The 16,724-nt window shown below is 68.5% G+C and carries 10 protein-coding genes; 8 read left to right on the forward strand and 2 right to left on the reverse strand.

The window, feature by feature from the left end; all coding sequences use genetic code 11:
* Positions 1–229 precede the first annotated feature (229 nt).
* Positions 230–778 carry a Dps family protein gene (locus tag ACVOJ1_RS12855; protein ID WP_053518946.1) on the reverse strand — a complete coding sequence of 183 codons (549 nt, stop codon included), beginning with the start codon at positions 776–778 and terminating at the stop codon, positions 230–232.
* Positions 779–864: 86 nt separating this feature from the next.
* Here ACVOJ1_RS12855 and hrpA point away from each other — a divergent pair, with 86 nt between their 5' ends.
* A complete protein-coding gene (hrpA, locus tag ACVOJ1_RS12860; RefSeq protein ID WP_346480511.1) occupies positions 865–4,947 on the forward strand; it encodes an ATP-dependent RNA helicase HrpA in 4,083 nt (1,360 codons plus the stop codon).
* A 46-nt stretch (positions 4,948–4,993) separates the two neighbouring features.
* On the opposite strand, the gene ACVOJ1_RS12865 is transcribed toward hrpA, so the two are convergent.
* Positions 4,994–5,530, reverse strand: a complete 537-nt coding sequence (locus ACVOJ1_RS12865) for a hypothetical protein (RefSeq protein WP_065174777.1) — start codon at positions 5,528–5,530, stop codon at positions 4,994–4,996.
* Positions 5,531–5,659: 129 nt separating this feature from the next.
* Here ACVOJ1_RS12865 and ACVOJ1_RS12870 point away from each other — a divergent pair, with 129 nt between their 5' ends.
* The 7 genes from ACVOJ1_RS12870 (at position 5,660) to yoaA (ending at position 16,718) form a co-directional block, all read left to right on the forward strand.
* Positions 5,660–7,816, forward strand: coding sequence for a bifunctional (p)ppGpp synthetase/guanosine-3',5'-bis(diphosphate) 3'-pyrophosphohydrolase (locus ACVOJ1_RS12870; protein ID WP_053518941.1), 2,157 nt, complete (start codon positions 5,660–5,662; stop codon positions 7,814–7,816).
* 30 nt (positions 7,817–7,846) lie between these two features.
* Positions 7,847–9,418, forward strand: coding sequence for a hypothetical protein (locus ACVOJ1_RS12875; RefSeq protein WP_346480512.1), 1,572 nt, complete (start codon positions 7,847–7,849; stop codon positions 9,416–9,418).
* A 68-nt stretch (positions 9,419–9,486) separates the two neighbouring features.
* On the forward strand, positions 9,487–10,479 hold the full coding sequence (locus tag ACVOJ1_RS12880; protein ID WP_346480513.1) for a glycosyltransferase: 993 nt from the start codon (positions 9,487–9,489) through the stop codon (positions 10,477–10,479).
* Positions 10,476–11,420 (forward strand): glycosyltransferase family 2 protein, encoded by a 945-nt coding sequence (locus ACVOJ1_RS12885; RefSeq protein ID WP_111186726.1) that lies wholly within the window; start codon positions 10,476–10,478, stop codon positions 11,418–11,420. The genes ACVOJ1_RS12880 and ACVOJ1_RS12885 overlap by 4 nt, the downstream gene beginning before the upstream one ends.
* Before the next feature lie 75 nt (positions 11,421–11,495).
* Complete coding sequence (gene mrcB / locus ACVOJ1_RS12890; protein WP_065174782.1) at positions 11,496–13,937, forward strand: penicillin-binding protein 1B; 2,442 nt, start codon at positions 11,496–11,498, stop codon at positions 13,935–13,937.
* Positions 13,934–14,473 (forward strand): hypothetical protein, encoded by a 540-nt coding sequence (locus ACVOJ1_RS12895; RefSeq protein ID WP_065174783.1) that lies wholly within the window; start codon positions 13,934–13,936, stop codon positions 14,471–14,473. The genes mrcB and ACVOJ1_RS12895 overlap by 4 nt, the downstream gene beginning before the upstream one ends.
* Positions 14,474–14,675: 202 nt before the next feature.
* Complete coding sequence (yoaA, locus tag ACVOJ1_RS12900; protein WP_346480514.1) at positions 14,676–16,718, forward strand: DNA repair helicase YoaA; 2,043 nt, start codon at positions 14,676–14,678, stop codon at positions 16,716–16,718.
* Positions 16,719–16,724: the final 6 nt, after the last annotated feature.

Raw genomic sequence — 16,724 nt, forward strand, 5'->3', positions numbered from 1 at the left:
AACGCCGTTCCGACAGACCGCGGGAAACTGTCGAAGGCGGGGTGGGTCCGGTTGCGGGGGCGTGAGCGCCAAGGATGGCGCGACCGAGCCTACAGGGACGTACTTGCGGCGTCCCCCGCAACCGGACCCACCCCGCCAACCCACAGGAAACCCGCTTTTGCTCCGGCCGTTGCCGTTGCAGTTGCTTCTGCGGGTGCAGGGCGCAGCCCTGCCGAACCCCCCCCAACCCTTACTGGAGCAGGGAGCGCAGCATCCACGCATACTTCTCGTGGGTCTGCAGGCGCTGGGTCATCAGATCCTCGGTCGGGGCATCATCGCCCTTGGCCGCCACCTCCAGCACTTCACGCGCCGTACGGCAGACCGCTTCGTTGGCGACCACCAACTGGCGTACCATTTCCCGCCAGTCCGCACTGTCGGTCAGGCCCGGCTCCTCGGCGATCGAGGTCAGCGCAGCGAACTCCCGGTAGGAGCCCGGGGCATTGAAGCCCAGCGCGCGGATGCGCTCGGCCACATCGTCCAGGGCCGCCCATTGCTCGGTGTACTGTGTTTCAAACATGGTGTGCAGCGAGTTGAACATCGACCCGGTCACGTTCCAGTGGAAGTTGTGCGTCTTCAGGTAGAGCGTGAACGCGTCAGCCTGGAAGCGCGACAGACCGTCGGCGATCTTCTTGCGGTCGCCCTGGGTGATCCCGATATCGATATTGGGGGCCGACGGCGCCGCAGCGGCAAGCTTCTGCTTGCCGGTCTTGGCCTTGGTCGGGCTCTTGGTCTTCGCCATGGGGTTCCTCCTTGTGGAATCGTTGGTCTTCACAATAAATCAGTCTTGACGACTGTTTGCTTTCAAAGTTTTAAACGAACCGATTGATGAACGCTATCGACAAAATGCCGCAGTCCCGCCTGCGCCAACAGCGCGCCGCCATCGACGGCGCAATGAGTCGCGACCGGGGCCGTTTGCTGGGGATGCTCTCGCGTTGCCAGGCCAAGCCACAGGATGCGGCACTGGCTGCTACCTTCGAGCAGGCCTTGCAGGCGTCGGTGCAGCGCCGGCAGAAACGGGCGCAGCAGCAACCAGCCATTACTCTGGACCCCCAGCTGCCGATTGCGCGTGAAGCCGATGCCATCATCGCGCTGATCCGGGATCACCAGGTGGTGGTGATCGCGGGCGAAACGGGCTCGGGCAAGACCACCCAGCTGCCCAAGCTGTGCCTGGCCGCCGGCCGTGGCCAGGCCGGCATGATCGGTTGCACCCAGCCGCGCCGGATCGCCGCACGCGCGGTGGCCAGCCGCGTGGCACAGGAGCTGCACAGTGAGCTGGGCCAGCTGGTCGGCTACCAGGTGCGCTTCAACGACAAGGTCAGCGAGGACAGCCGCATCAAGTTCATGACCGACGGCATCCTGCTGGCGGAGATCGCCAGCGACCGCTGGCTGTCGAACTACGACACGATCATCGTCGATGAAGCGCATGAACGCAGCCTCAACATCGACTTCCTGCTCGGCTATCTGAAGCAGCTGCTGCGCAAGCGGCCGGACCTGAAACTGATCGTCACCTCGGCCACCATCGACACCGACCGTTTCGCCCAGCATTTTGACGACGCGCCGGTGATCAGCGTAGAGGGCCGTACCTATCCGGTCGAGGTGCGCTACCGCGCGCTGGAAGGCGAGGGCGAGCAGGAGGGCGAACGCACCGTCAACGATGCGATCGTGTCGGCGATCGACGAGATCACGCGCCTGGACGCGCGGGGCGATGTGCTGATCTTCCTGCCGGGTGAACGTGAGATCCGCGACGCCCACCAGTCGCTGGAGCGACGCCGGTACCGCAATACCGAGGTGCTGCCGTTGTATGCACGGCTGTCCAACCAGGACCAGGACCGGGTGTTCAACCCCGGGCCGAACCGGCGCATCGTGCTGGCCACCAACGTGGCCGAGACCTCGCTGACGGTGCCGCGTATCCGTTATGTGGTCGATCCGGGCTTCGCCCGCGTCAAGCGTTACAGCCCGCGCAACAAGCTTGACCGCTTGCACATCGAGCCGATCTCGCAGGCCAGCGCCAACCAGCGCAAGGGCCGCTGCGGCCGTATCGCCGAGGGCATCTGCTATCGCCTGTATGCGGAGGCCGATTTCCAGGCCCGGCCGGAGTTCACCGATCCGGAAATCCGCCGCTCCAGCCTGGCCGGGGTGATCCTGCGCATGCTGCAGTTGGGTCTGGGCCGCATCGAGGATTTTCCTTTCCTGGAAGCACCGGACGAACGTGCGGTGGCCGATGGCTGGCAGCAGCTGACCGAGCTGGGCGCGATCGACAGCGAGCGGCGCATGACCGCGATCGGCAAGCAGATGGCGCGCCTGCCGGTGGATGTGAAGCTGGCACGCATGCTGGTGGCGGCACAGGCGGCCGGCTGCCTGCGGCCGATGCTGGTGATCGCCTCGTTCCTGGGCATCCAGGACCCGCGCGAGCGACCGGCCGAGGCACGGGGGGCCGCCGACACCGCGCATGCCCAGTTCGCCGACGGCCGCTCCGAGTTCGTCGGCGTGCTGCGCCTGTGGGATGCCTACCGGCAGGCCCATGAAGACCTGACCCAGTCCAAGCTGCGCGACTGGTGCGGGCGGCATTTCCTTGGATTCCTGCGCATGCGCGAGTGGCGCGAGCTGCATCGCCAACTACGCTTGCTGTGCGAGGAGCTGGGCTGGAAGGAAGAGCCCGTGGAAGCATCGATGGCACCGTTGCTGGCGGGCAGCAGTGCGCCGGCGGCCGCACGTGATGACGCGGCAGCGGTGAAAGCCACGCGGGGCCAGCTGCACCGCGCTGCCCGCCTGGCCCGCGAGGGCAAGGCAGACGCCGTGCCGGCGCCGGTGGCGGCGCGGGCGCAGAAAGAGCAGGCGCCTGCCGGCGGCGGCTTCAGTGAACGCGTGCGGGCTTCGGCCTATCAGACGCTGCATCGTGCACTGGTGGCGGGCCTGCCTACGCAGATCGGCCATCGCACCGAGAAGGGAGATTTCCTCGCGCCGCGCCAGCGCCGCTTCCTGCCGTTCCCCGGTTCCGTGCTGTCCAAGCGGCCACCCCCCTGGTTGCTGGTGGCCAACCTGCTCGACACGCAGAAGGTGTGGGGCATGACCCTGGCGGCGATCGAGCCGGACTGGGTGATTGCCGAGCTGCCGCACCTGCTCCTGCGCAAGCACTTCGACCCGCATTGGTCGCGTGCGCAGGGCCAGGTGCTGGCATCGGAACAGATCAGCCTGTTCGGTCTGGTGCTGGCGCCGAAGAAGCCGGTGCATTACGGACGCATCGCACCCGGCGAGGCGCACGACATCTTCGTGCGGCAGGCGCTGGTGACCGGCGAGATCAACACCCGCGCCAGTTTCGTGGCAGACAACCAGAAGGTGCTGGAGGTGGCGCGCGAGGAAGAAGCGAAGCTGCGCCGGGCTGGCATCGTTGCCGATGAAAACTGGCAGGCGCGCTGGTATCTGGACCGGGTTCCCCCCCACATCCATTCGGCATCCGGCCTGGACGCGTGGTGGAAGGAACTGCCGCCCGCACAGCGCATGGGGCTGCACTGGACGCTGGCGGACCTGCTGCCGGGCGAAGGCAGCGAACAGGAGCGTTATCCGAAGTATCTGCCGCTGGGCCAGGCAAGGCTGCCGCTGCACTACCGTTTCGAGCCAGGTGCCGAAGATGATGGTGTCACCCTGGAGGTGCCGCTGCACCTGCTCAACGCGCTCGATCCAGTGCAGCTGGGCTGGCTGGCGCCCGGCTTCGTCGCCGACAAGGCGGCAGCGCTGATCCGCAGCCTGCCCAAGGCGATGCGCCGCAATTATGTGCCGGCCCCCGATTTCGGCCGTGCGTTCCATGAGGCGTTCCCCAATGCCAGTGCCGATGCGATTACCGGCGAACTGGCACGCTTCCTGTCGCGCGCGACCGGCGCCCCAGTCGCGGCGACTGATTTCGAGCCGGATTCCATCGAGCCGCATCTGCACATGAATCTGCGCCTGCGCGATGAGCAGGGCAAGGTGCTGGCCACCTCACGTGACCTCGACGCGTTGCGGGCGCGATTCGGCGGCCGTGCCGGCGATGCCTTTGCCGCGCGTGCCGGTCGCGAAATGGCGGCCGATGGGCTGCGCACCTTCCCGGCTGCGCCGATTCCACTGCAGGTACCCGGTGAGGCGGGCGTGCCCGCCTATCCAGCGCTGCTGGACGAGGGTGACAGTGTGGCCCTGCGCATCTTCGCCGACCGCCAGCAGGCCGAGGAGGCCCACCCACTGGGCGTGCGCCGCCTGCTGGAGATCGCCCTGGCCGACAAGGTCAAGCAGGCCCGCAAGCAGCTGCCGGTCGGTGCCAAGACGGGCCTGTTGTATGCGGCGATCGAATCGCAGGAGCGCCTGCGAGGCGATCTGGTGGATGCGGCGATGAACGCCGTGCTGGCCGAAGGACTGGAAGACATCCGCGATGCGGCGGCCTTCGAACAGCGCCGCGAGCATGCAGCCAAGGCCCTGTTCGGCGAGGCGATGTCGCGGCTGAAGCTGGCCGAGACCATCCTGGCGCTGGTGGCGGAACTGAAGCCGATGCTGGAAGCGCCGTTGATGGGCTGGGCACGGGGCAACCTGGACGACATGGAAGCGCAGCTGGCGGGATTGATCCACCCCGGCTTCCTGCGCGACACACCGGCTGATGCGCTGGCCCAGTATCCCCGTTACCTGAAGGCGATGATCCTTCGCACCGAACGTGCCAAGCGTGACCCGCCACGTGACCAGGCGCGCATGCTGGAACTGCATCCGTTCCTGGAGGCGCTGGCTGCCGGTGAACAGCAGGGCCTGCGCGAGCGGCCACAGTGGCAGGCGCTGCGCTGGGATCTGGAGGAGCTGCGGGTTTCGCTGTTCGCCCAGGAACTGGGGGCGCGCACCGGCATCTCGGCCAAGAAGCTGGGGCAGCGGGTGGCGGCACTGCGCCAGGCATGAAGCGTGCAGCCGGGCAGTGCCCGGCTGCATTCGGACGGGTCGCGCGTTACTTGGTGCGACGGACCTTGGGCTGGGTATTGACGCCCTCGACCTTCAGGTACCACACACCCATCACGCCCGGGGTGATGCTGACCTTGGGCGATTGCCTGCGGACACCGGAAATTGACGTCGTGTCGGTCTGTTCCCATTGCTGGCCGTTGTCCAGCGAGTAGACGCGGCCCTTGCCGAAGCCGCGGAACTCGCCCTGCAGCACACCGGTGATCGGCTCATTGCTGCCGAAGTCGAAGAAGCCACGGTTCTTGCGGATCACTTCCTGTCGCCCCTCCTCGCGCGCTTCCTCGCGCACGGCGGCGACCGCCTCGGTGGCAGCGGCTTCGACCTTGCCCTGCAGCCAGCGGTTGAGCGAGGCCAGTTCGGCGGCGCTGAGCTTGTCCAGGCCGGCGGCCTTGAACTCGGCCGGTGACATCTGCTGCTGCAGATCGCCCTCCACCACGCGCTGCGCCAGGGCGGGCGCGGACAGGGACAACAGCACGGCGGCACAGGCCAGCAGCCGTGGACGGGCGCGCAGGACAATGGAAGGCATGACAGGTCTCTCCGGGGTTTGCCCGCGAGTGTAGCGGCATGTGCTCATGCCCGGCGATGCAGCGATGGCGATTGTCCCTGAACGGTGCCGGCGCTAGTGTAGGGGCCTCTGTCTTGCCTGCTCGATGCTGTGAACCGCGCTTCCGTCCCCGGCCTGGATGCCTTGTTGAACCGTCCCTCGGCAGCGGTGCTGCCCGCTCCGCTGCGCCAGGCCCTGCGCGAGTACTGGGAAGCTGCCGGGACTGACACGCAGATGCGCGCCAGCTGGTCGGTGCTGGGCGACACCCTCGATGCCCTGTCAATGCTCTCGGCGGACGAAGGCGCGGTGGTCGCGGCCCTGCTGTTCGACCTGCCCGGCCTGCGCGCCCACCTGGAGCAGTTGCCGCTTGGCAGCCACCGGGCGGCGGTGATCGGCCTGCTCGACGGTCAGGACGCGGCCGACCCGGTATGGGCGCTGCACGCCGGTCGCGAGGCCGGACGCAACAGTGAGGGCCTGCGCCGGCTGCTGCTGGCGATCATCCGCGACCTGCGGGTGGTGCCGATCCTGCTGGCGCGGCAGCTGGCGCGCATGCGCGCGGCCGACAGGCTGGAGGAGGAGCAGCGCCGCGCGCTGGCCCAGCTGACCCGCGACATCCATGCCCCGCTGGCCAACCGCCTGGGCATCTGGCAGCTGAAGTGGGAGCTGGAAGACCTGGCGTTCCGCCATCTGGAGCCGGACACCTACCGACGCATCGCCCGCGAGGTGGATGAAACGCGCATCGCCCGCGAGCGTTACGTCGAGAACGTCAAGAAGGTGCTCTCGCGCGAACTGTCGGCCCAGGGCATCAAGGCCGAGGTCAGCGGGCGGCCGAAGCACATCTACAGCATCTGGCGGAAGATGCAGAAGAAGCGGCTGGCGTTCGACCAGCTGTATGACATCCGTGCGGTGCGGGTGATGGTCGACGACGTCGCGGCCTGCTACGCCGTGCTGGGCGTGGTGCACGCGCTGTGGGCGCCGGTGCCGAGCGAGTTCGATGATTACATCGCCCGACCCAAGGCCAACGACTACCGTTCGCTGCACACCGCCGTCGTCGGCCCGGAAGGGCGCACCATCGAAGTGCAGATCCGCACCCACGAGATGCATGCGCAGGCCGAACTGGGCGTGGCTGCGCACTGGAAGTACAAGGAAGGTGGCAAGGGCGCCGAAAAGTCCTTCGACCGCAAGATCACCTGGATGCGCCAGCTGCTGGAGCAGGCGCAGGACGGGCAGGGCAATGAACTGGCCGGGGCACTGGATGCGGAGCTCACCGAAGACCGCGTCTATGCGCTGAGCCCGAAGGACGAAGTGCTGGATCTGCCGCAGGGGGCCACGCCACTGGACTTCGCCTACCAGGTGCACACCATGGTGGGACACCGCTGCCGCGGCGCCAAGGTGAACGGCCGCATCGTGCCGTTGACCTACCGCCTGCGCAGCGGCGACCGGGTGGAGATCCTTACCGGCAAGGAGGCCGATCCGCGCCGCGACTGGCTGATACCGGCCAACGGCTTCCTGGCCAGCAACCGCTCGCGCGAGAAGGTACGCAGCTGGTTCCACAAGCTTGACCGCGCGCGCAACGTGCAGGCCGGCCGCGAACTGCTGGAGCGCGAGCTCAAGCGGCTCGGGCTGCAGCATTCGGATCTGGCGGCCGCGGCGAAGAAGTTCCATGCCGACAGCGTCGACGACCTGTACATCCAGGTGGCGCTGGGCGATACCGGCCCCAACCAGATCAGCCGCGCGCTGCTGGAGGCCGAACGTGCGGCCAGCCAGCCAGCGCCGCCGCCGACCCTGCCACGCCCGACCGCACGGCGCGAGAACCTGGGCAAGTCCAAGTTCACCGTGCAGGGCGTGGGCAACCTGCTGGTGCAGCTGGCACGCTGCTGCCAGCCGGTGGCGGGCGAACCCATCGTCGGCTACCTGACCCGTAGCCGGGGTGTCACGGTGCATCGCGCAGACTGTGCAGCGCTGGCCCGCCTTGCCGCGGCCAGCCCGCAACGCATCCTGCCGGTGGAATGGGGGCAGGCGGGCGGCGGTTACGAAGTGGACGTGGTGGTCGATGCGGTCGATCGCCGCTGGCTGCTGAAGGACATCACCAACCTGATCGCCCAGGAAGACGCCTACGTGCTCGACATCCACAGCGACAACGTGCGCAACAGCGGCCGCGCCCACCTGCGCCTGCGGCTGAAGGTGAGCGATTACGGCCAGCTGTCGACGCTGCTGGGCAAGCTCGATGCCTTGCCCGGTGTCAGCGAGGCACGTCGCCTCGGCTGAGCTTCACGCCACCCCGGCTACCCTGCACGCATGGAACGCGAGCCTCCGCATCGCCCTCACGGCGCCGATCATCCTGCGCTGGACCGCGTCCGCCGTGAAGGCCGTTGGTGGTGGCTGCAGGCGCGGCATGCGCGCCGGGTCTGGCGCTGGGCGCTGGTGGCGGCGATGGCGGTGTTCGTGCTGCTGGTGCTGCTGCGCAAGCCGCTGGCGGACTGGTTCTGGGACGAACCGCAGATCGAACAGCTGCTGGCCGAAGGTGATCGTGCGCTGGCGGCGGGACGGCTGACCGCCACCGATGGCAGTGGTGCGCGCGAGCGCTACCAGGCCGCGCTTGCGCTCGACGGCGATCGCCCGCAGGCGCGCGAGGGCCTGGCACGGACCGGTGCCGCTGCGTTGCAGCAGGCGCGGGACCGGCTGCAGGCCGGGGATCTGGACGCCAGTGCGCAGGCCTTGGCGCTGGCACGCGAGCTGCAGGTGCCGCAGAGCCAGGCCGATGCGCTGGCGCGCCAGCTGCAGGCACGTCGCACGGCCGGGGCAGGGATTGGCGCGATGCTTGCGCAGGCGCGCAACGCACTCGCCGCCGGGCGCCTGGATGACGGCGACAGCAGCGCCCTGCCGATGTTCCAGCGCATTCTGGCCCTGCAGCCGGACAACCTATCGGCGCTGGAAGGTCGCGAGGATGCACTGAGTGACCTGCTGCAGCAGGCGCGTGCCCTGGCCGCGCGAGGTGATCTGGCCGACGCGGCCGCGGTGGTGCAGCGGGCACGTCAGTTCGATGCCGGGCACGCCGACCTGCCGGCCAGCCAGGAAGCATTGGCGCAGGCGATGGATCAGCGATTGCGGCAGGCGCAGCGTGCGTTGAAACGACAGCAGCTGGAAGCGGCGGCGGCGGGCTTCCAGGCGGTCCTGGCGGTGGCGGCCGACGATCCCAGTGCCCAGCGCGGCCGGGAGCAGACACTGCAGGCGGTCCTCGCACGCAGCCAGAAGCGGGCCGATGACTTCCAGTTCGAGGCGGCACAGCGCGATGCCGCATTGGCAGCGTCGCTGGGTGCCTCGGCAGCGGCCAGGCAGCAGCTCGAGCAGCGCCTGCAGCGTGCACGGCAGGCGCAGCAGGCCCTGCAGCAGCCGTCGATCAGCAGCAGCCAGCGCGAGCGGCAGCTGCGTGATCACCTGCGCCAGGTCGAACGCGCCGAGCGTGCAGGGCAATGGATCAGTCCGCCCGGGCACAGCGCCTTCGATGCGCTGCGCGAAGCGCAGTCGCTGGCCCCACGCGACACCCGCGTGAAAGCAGCTGCCACGCGGCTGCTGCCGGCCAGCCGCCAGTGCTTCGACGACAACCTGCGGCAGAACCGCGTGCAGGCTGCCGGGGCCTGCCTGCAGGCGTGGCAGACGCTGGCGCCGACCGACGCCGGGTTGCCGCCCGCACGGCTGCGCCTGGCCCAGCGCTGGCTGGCGATAGGCAGCGAACGGCTTGGCAGTGGTGATCTGGCATTTGCCGTGCATGCCGCGGGGCAGGCGCGGCAGCTGCAACCGGACCTGGCCGAACTGCCGCCGTTCGAGGAGCGGCTGCGGCGCGCAGGTGGCGAGCCACAGCCGCACTGATGCGACGACCATTCGTGCCGGGGGTGCCAGTCGGGTATAGTCCAGCCGCTCCGGCCGCTCCCCAGAACATGTCCAGCGTCGCACCCACCGTCTCCGTTGCCTTGTGTACCTGGCAGGGTGAGCGCCATGTCGCCGCCCAACTGCGCAGCATCGCCGCGCAGAGCGTACTGCCGACACAGGTGGTGGTGGTCGACGATGCTTCTGTTGATGGTACCTGGGCCGTGCTCCTGCACGAGGCTGAAGCGCTGCGCGCGGCCGGCATCGAGGTGGTGCTGCGGCAGCAGGAGCAGAACGTCGGTTACGTGCGCAATTTCGAAACCGCATTGTCGGCCTGCAGCGGCGACATCGTCTTCCTGTGCGACCAGGACGATGTGTGGCATGCCGACAAGGTCGCCACCTTCCTGCAGGCGTTCGCCGCGCGGCCCACGGTACAACTGCTGCACAGCGATGCACGGCTGGTCGATGCGCAGGGCCGGCCGCTGCCGGCGACCCTGTTCCAGGCGCTGTCGATCAGCCGCCGCGACCTGGACCGGGAACACCGCGGTGAAGGCTTCGAGCTGCTGATGGGCCGCAATCTGGTGACCGGCGCCGTGACCGCGCTGCGGCGTGGCCTGATCACGCAGGCGCTGCCGGTGGCCAAGGGCTGGATCCACGACGAATGGCTGGCGCTGGTGGCGGCGGCAAGTGGTGGCCTGGACAGCATCGAAGCGATCACCACCGACTACCGGCAGCATGGCGACAACCAGGTGGGCGCGCGCCAGCGCGGGCTGCTGGAGCGGGCCGTGGGCAGTGGTTCCGCGCGCCGCACCTATCTCGCGGCGGCGTTGGCCCGCCTGCGCTCGTTGCAGGAGCAGGCGTGGCTGGGCCGGCCGGCACTGGATGCCGCACAGTTGGCGACACTGGACCAGCGCCTGCGCCATGCCGAGGCGCGGGCCTGCGCGCCAACCCGGCTGCCGTCCCGCATGCTGCACATCGCCCGTGAGCTGGGCAGTGGCCGCTATCATCGTTTTTCCAACGGCCTGCGTTCGGCGGCCAGCGACCTCGTGCAGGGAATCCAATGACTTCGCAGATGCCGGCAGCGCGTGCTGCCTTCGACGCGCACCGCGTCTGCGCCGTGATCGTTACTTATGGCCCCGATCCGGAGTTGCTGCGGCGGGTGGTCGACAGCGTGCTGCAGCAGGTCGGGCATCTGGTGGTGTTCGACAACGGCAGCCGAGGTGTGGATGTGAAAGCGCTGCTGGGCGCGGCGCCCGGCATCAGCCTGCTGGCCTCGCCGCACAACGTCGGGCTCGGCAGTGCGCTGAACCGGTCGTATGAGCAGGCGCAGTCATTGGGGTTTGACTACGTGCTGCTGATGGACCAGGACAGTGTGCTGGAGCCAGGCATGGTCGACGTGCTGGGCACCGCGCTGGTCGAGCTGGCGGGCAATGAGCGGATCGCTGCGGTGGGACCGCAGTTCCGCGACGCACGCAGCGGCATGCTGGCCCCGTTCGTCCGCTTCGGCTTCCCCTTCAACCACAAGCTGCGTGGCGGCCCGGGCCAGCGCATCTCCTGCGACTTCCTCATCACGTCCGGATCGCTGGTGCCGATGTCGGCGCTGCGTGACATCGGTGCGATGGACGAAAGCCTGTTCATCGACAACCTGGACATGGACTGGTGCTTCCGCGCCAAACGCAGTGGCCACGCGCTGTACGGAATCTGCGATGCGCAGATGAGCCACAGCATCGGCGAGGAACTGCTGCCGTCGCGGGCGAAGCCGGACGGCGTGATCGTGCACAAGCCGTTCCGCCTGTATTTCATCATGCGCAACCGCGTGCTGCTCTACGGGCGCGCCTATACGCCGCGGGTCTGGATCGCGCAGGACGTGCCACGCCTGCTGCTGAAGCTGGTGGGCAACGGGCTGTTCCTGGCGCCGCGCTGGATTCGGTTGCGGTTCATGTTGAAGGGGCTGTGGGACGGCATCCGCGGCCGGGCCGGTCCGCTGCCGCCGGGCCATCGCTGAACGGACGACCGATCGAACCTGTCTTGGGGAAAGGGCTGGGGTAGACTCCGCTGACGCCCCTGCCATGCTTTTCCCGTGCCCCGACGCTACGATTCCGACGACCACGACGATTTCGACGACGACGACCAGGAGGGCGGCAGCTCGCCCTGGCGACGCAGGCTGATCACCTGGAGCATGGCAGCGGTCGCACTGGGACTGGGTTTCCTGATCCCGTACACCCTGTACCTCAACCAGCAGGTGACCCAGCGTTTCGGAGAGCTGCGCTGGCAGATCCCGACCCGTGTCTACGCCCGCCCGCTGGTGCTGACGCCCGGCAAGGCGATGGATGCGGCGACCCTGAAGACCGAACTGGCCGCGTCCGCCTACCGCGATGACGGCGAAGGCAGGGAGCCGGCCACCTACGCGGTGAAGGGTGGCCGCTTCGTTATTGCCAGCCGTGGCTACGCCGACGTCGATGGCCGGGTGGCCGCGCGTCGCGTCGAGCTGTCGCTCGCTGGCGGCACCGTCGCGTCGCTGCGCGATGCCGACAGCCGCAAGGCGCTCAAGGCCGCCCGCCTGGATCCGGCACGCATCGCCACGCTGTACGGCCAGAAGCAGGAAGAGCGTCGCCTGATCCGCATGGACGAGGCGCCGGACCTGCTGGTGACCGGCCTGCAGGCGGTGGAGGACAAGGACTTCAACCGCCATCACGGCATCGACCTGTCGGGCATCGCCCGTGCGGTCTGGGTGACCGTCCGTTCCGGCGGGCAGAGCCGGCAGGGTGCGTCCACGCTGACCCAGCAGCTGGCCCGCAGCGGCCTGCTCGGCATCGGCAAGGAGCAGACCCTCACCCGCAAGTTCAATGAAGTGCTGTATGCGTTGATCATGGAAGCGCGTTACGACAAGCGCACCATTTTCGAGGCGTATCTGAACCAGGTGTACCTGGGCCAGCGCGGCAGCCAGGCGATCCATGGCATGTCCTCCGGCGCCGAATTCTGGTTCGGCCGCGACCTGTCGTCGCTGGAAACCGAGCACATCGCGCTGTTGATCGGCCTGGTCAAGGGCCCGTCCTACTACGACCCGCGGCGCAACCCGGAACGTGCGCTGGATCGTCGCAACTTCGTGCTGGGCAAGCTGCGCGAAGCGGCGCTGATCGACGATGCCGAATACCAGCGGGCGCTGAAGGCTCCGCTGGGGGTGCCGAAGACACCGGGCCTGGTCGCCGCCAACCGCTTCCCGGCCTATGTCGATCTGGTCCGTCGCCAGCTCGGCCACGATTATCCCGAGTCCGCACTGCAGGGCGCGGGCCTGAGCGTCATGACCGGCATGTCGCCGTCCGCGCAGGCCTACGCCGAAGGCGCTGTGACCCGTACCATCAAGTCGCTGGAGAGCAAGCGCCGTCCCGAGCTGCAGGCCGGCATGGTGCTGACCGACGTGCATAACGGCGACGTGCTGGCAGTGATCGGCAGCCGCGAGGTCTCCGAGGTCGGCTTCAACCGCGCCATCGAGGCGCAGCGCCCGGTCGGCTCGCTGCTCAAGCCGTTCGTATACCTGCTGGCGCTGGCCCAGCCAGACCGCTACTCGCTGGCGAGCTGGGTTGACGATTCGCCGGTGACCGTCCAGTTGAGCCGTGGCCGCAACTGGAGCCCGGGCAATGCGGACAACCGCAGCCATGGCACCGTGCGGCTGATCGATGCGCTGGCCAATTCCTACAACCAGGCCACGGTGCGGGTCGGCATGCAGGTCGGTCCAGAGCGTGTGACCCAGCTGATCCACGTACTGGCCGGCATCAAGGCCGAACCGAATCCGGCCGTGATTCTCGGCTCGACCGACCAGAGCCCGTATGCGATGGCGCAGCTGTACCAGTTCCTGGCCTCGGGCGGCGAGATCCAGCCGTTGCACGCGGTGCGTGGCGTGCTTGATCCGCAGGGCAAGCTGCTCAAGCGCTATGACAAGTCGCCTGCGCCGGCACAGGAAGGCGATTCGATCGCGGCCAACCTGATCAGCATCGGCCTGCAGCAGGTGGTTGCCAGCGGCACCGCGCAGCGCCTCAACGCAGACGGCCTGGGCCGCCTGCAGCCGGCCGGCAAGACCGGTACCACCAATGATGGCCGCGACAGCTGGTATGCCGGCTACACCGGCGACCACCTGGCGGTGATCTGGATGGGCAACGACCAGAACGAGCAGGCCGGGCTGTATGGCGCCACCGGTGCGATGCGCGTGTGGTCGGGCATCTTCCAGCGCCTGCCGAGCGCGCCGCTGCGGGTCAGCAACAAGGGGCTGGACTGGCAGCCGATCGCCGCCAGCGGCACCAACAGTACCGATGAGGGCTGTCCGGGCGCGCGGCGCTTCCCGTTCGTGGTCGGCTATGCGCCGGCATATGCGCCCTGCGCGCCGGCGGTTTCGCCCGAAGCCCAGGACGGCGCCGGCAGCGAAGGCGGTGGCTGGCGCAGCTGGTTCGGCCTGGATCGCAAGCCGGAACCGGCGGAAGAACCCGCAGCCGCGCCGGCGGCGACCACTCCTCCTCCGAGTCGATGAATCCGATGACGCTTCGAACTTTCCTGCATCCGCTCACCCTGGCCGGCCTCACTGTGGTGCTGGCCGCCTGTGTCAGCAGCGCGCCGCCGGTGGTCAAGCCGGTCGCCGCTACCACCACGCCGGTGCAGCGCCTGGCTGCGGTCGAAGCGGCGGCGGGACCGGATGACAAGGAACTATCGGTGCAGCCGCTGCGCGATCCACAGGTTGAGGATCTGCGCCAGACCGCGCTGACGCAGCGCCAGGCCAACGATCTGCCGGCCGCCGCCGCCAGCCTGGACCAGGCGCTGCAGATCGTCGCCGCAGACCCCGCAGTGCTGCAGGAGCGGGCCGAAATCGCCCTGCTGCAGGGCAAGTGGTCGGAGGCGGAGACGTTCGCGCGCAAGGCCATCGATCTGGGGTCGAAGACCGGGCCGCTGTGCCGGCGCCACTGGGCGACGATCGAGCAGTCACGGCTGGCGCGCGGGGAGAAGGAGAACGCGGTGTCGGCGCATGCACAGCTGGAAGGGTGCACGGTACCGGGCATCAAGCGGTACTGAGGTATTCCCCTCCATCGGGCGCGTCACACGCCGCGCGGGCCGCGGGCGAGAACAGAAAGATCAGAAGCCGGTCGCGCGCTCGCGATGGGGTCAGAGCCGTTTTCCGAAAGGAAACGGCTCTGACCCCTTCCAGTTCAGTCGAGCAAGCTCGACGCTACAAACGGGTGCCGGGCAGCGCCCGGCCCGGTATCCTTTCCGTCTGATGTCCGACCTTGTCCACGCCAGCCGCGAAGCACTCAGCGCAGGCGGCGCGCTTGCCTCGCACCTGGATGCCTTCGTCCCGCGTCCGGCACAGCTGCGCCTGACCGAGGCCATCGCCGATGCGCTGCAGCAGCGCGACCTGCTGCTGGCCGAGGCCGGCACCGGCACCGGCAAGACCTTCGCCTACCTGGTGCCGGTGCTGCTGTCCGGCCTGCGCACGATCATTTCCACCGGTACCCGCGCGCTGCAGGACCAGCTCTACCATCGCGACCTGCCACGCGTGCGCCAGGCACTGGGGGTCGGCCTGCGCAGCGCGCTGCTGAAGGGGCGTAGCAATTACCTGTGCCGTTACCGCCTGCAGCAGGCGCGTGGCGAGCCACGCTTCTCCAGCCCGGAGCAGGCGGCGCAGTTCCAGCGCATCCTGGCCTGGTCCGGTCGTTCCGAACATGGCGACATCGCGGAACTGGAAGGCCTGGCCGATGACTCACCCCTGCTGCCGATGGTTACCTCCACCGTCGACAACTGCCTGGGCACCGAGTGTCCGTTCTGGGATGACTGCTTCGTGGTGCGCGCGCGGCAACGCGCACAGGCTGCGGACGTGGTGGTGGTCAACCATCATCTTCTGCTGGCCGATCTTGCGCTGAAGCAGGAGGGCTTCGGAGAGCTGCTGCCGGGCGCACAGGCCTTCGTCATCGATGAGGCGCACCAGTTGCCTGAACTGGCAGCGCAGTTCTTCGGTGAGGGCTTCGGCATGCGACCCTGGCAGGAGCTGGGCCGGGACTGTCTGGCCGAGGCGCGCGGTGTCGGTGGCGCACAGTCAGCGCTGCAGGCGCCGGTCGATCAGCTGCAGGAGGCACTGCGTGCGCTGCGCTCGGCAATGGATGGCCTGCCATCCCGTGGCACGCAGTGGCGCGCACTGGCGATGCCGCAGGTGCGCGATGGCTTTGATGCGGTGATGACCGGTCTGGTGAATCTGGAGCAGGCGCTGCAGCCGCTGCGCGAAGCCGCTGCAGGCCTCGATGCCTGCCACGCACGTGCGCGCGAGGCGGTATCGCGTCTGGGGCGCTGGCTGGGCGATGACGAACCGGCGCTTGATTTCGATGCCGACCCTTCGCACGCGGCGAGCGCCGATGTGCTCTGGTACGAACTTACCCCGCGCGGATTCCGCTGCCAGCGCACGCCGATGGATGTGTCCGGTCCGCTGCGCGAGCATCGCGAGCGCAGTCGTGCCGCATGGATCTTCACGTCGGCGACGCTGACCGTCGGTGGTGGCTTCGATCACATCGCCCGCCGGCTCGGCCTGGATGATCCGCAGACACTGGTCCAGTCCAGTCCATTCAACTGGCCCGAGCAGGCACTGTGCTACCTGCCCGAAGGCCTGCCCGATCCCGCCGCGCGGGGGTTCGGCACCTCGCTCATCCAGGTCCTGCGGCCGGTGCTGCAGGCCTCGCAGGGCCGTGCATTCCTGCTGTTCGCCTCGCACCGGGCCCTGCGCGAAGCGGCTGAGGCGCTGCGCGATGGGCCGTGGCCGCTGTTCGTGCAGGGCGAGGCGCCACGCGCCACCTTGCTGCAGCAGTTCCGCGATTCCGGCAACGGCGTGCTGCTGGGCTCGGCCAGTTTCCGCGAAGGGGTGGACGTGGTCGGCGAAGCATTGAGCGTCGTGGTGATCGACAAGCTGCCCTTTGCCGCGCCGGACGATCCGGTCTACGAGGCGCGGCTGGAGGCGATCCGCAGCCAGGGGGGCAATCCGTTCCGCGACGAGCAGCTGCCGCAGGCCGTGATCGCGCTGAAGCAGGGCGTCGGCCGGCTGATCCGCAGTGAGAGTGATCGCGGCGTGCTGGTGCTGTGCGACCCGCGGTTGCTCAACCGTGGCTATGGCCGGGTCTTCCTCGACTCGCTGCCACCTTTCCGCCGTACCCGCAGTCTGGCCGATGTGCAGTCCTTCTTTGCGCCACAATGGCACCCCGCCACCGATGCTGGGGCGCCGGACGTCCCTGTGGCGGCCACGCACCCCGCCCCGGGTGGCACGTTCCCCCTGTTCTGATCCGAC

The organism is Stenotrophomonas sp. STEN225, from assembly GCF_056756445.1.

What these genes read in the sequence shown, in the direction of transcription:
- ACVOJ1_RS12855 (WP_053518946.1), bottom strand. Translation starts at nt 778, where the DNA reads ATGGCGAAGACCAAGAGCCCGACCAAGGCCAAGACCGGCAAGCAGAAG.
- hrpA (WP_346480511.1), top strand. Translation starts at nt 865, where the DNA reads ATGAACGCTATCGACAAAATGCCGCAGTCCCGCCTGCGCCAACAGCGC.
- ACVOJ1_RS12865 (WP_065174777.1), bottom strand. Translation starts at nt 5,530, where the DNA reads ATGCCTTCCATTGTCCTGCGCGCCCGTCCACGGCTGCTGGCCTGTGCC.
- ACVOJ1_RS12875 (WP_346480512.1), top strand. Translation starts at nt 7,847, where the DNA reads ATGGAACGCGAGCCTCCGCATCGCCCTCACGGCGCCGATCATCCTGCG.
- ACVOJ1_RS12880 (WP_346480513.1), top strand. Translation starts at nt 9,487, where the DNA reads ATGTCCAGCGTCGCACCCACCGTCTCCGTTGCCTTGTGTACCTGGCAG.
- ACVOJ1_RS12885 (WP_111186726.1), top strand. Translation starts at nt 10,476, where the DNA reads ATGACTTCGCAGATGCCGGCAGCGCGTGCTGCCTTCGACGCGCACCGC.
- ACVOJ1_RS12895 (WP_065174783.1), top strand. Translation starts at nt 13,934, where the DNA reads ATGAATCCGATGACGCTTCGAACTTTCCTGCATCCGCTCACCCTGGCC.
- yoaA (WP_346480514.1), top strand. Translation starts at nt 14,676, where the DNA reads ATGTCCGACCTTGTCCACGCCAGCCGCGAAGCACTCAGCGCAGGCGGC.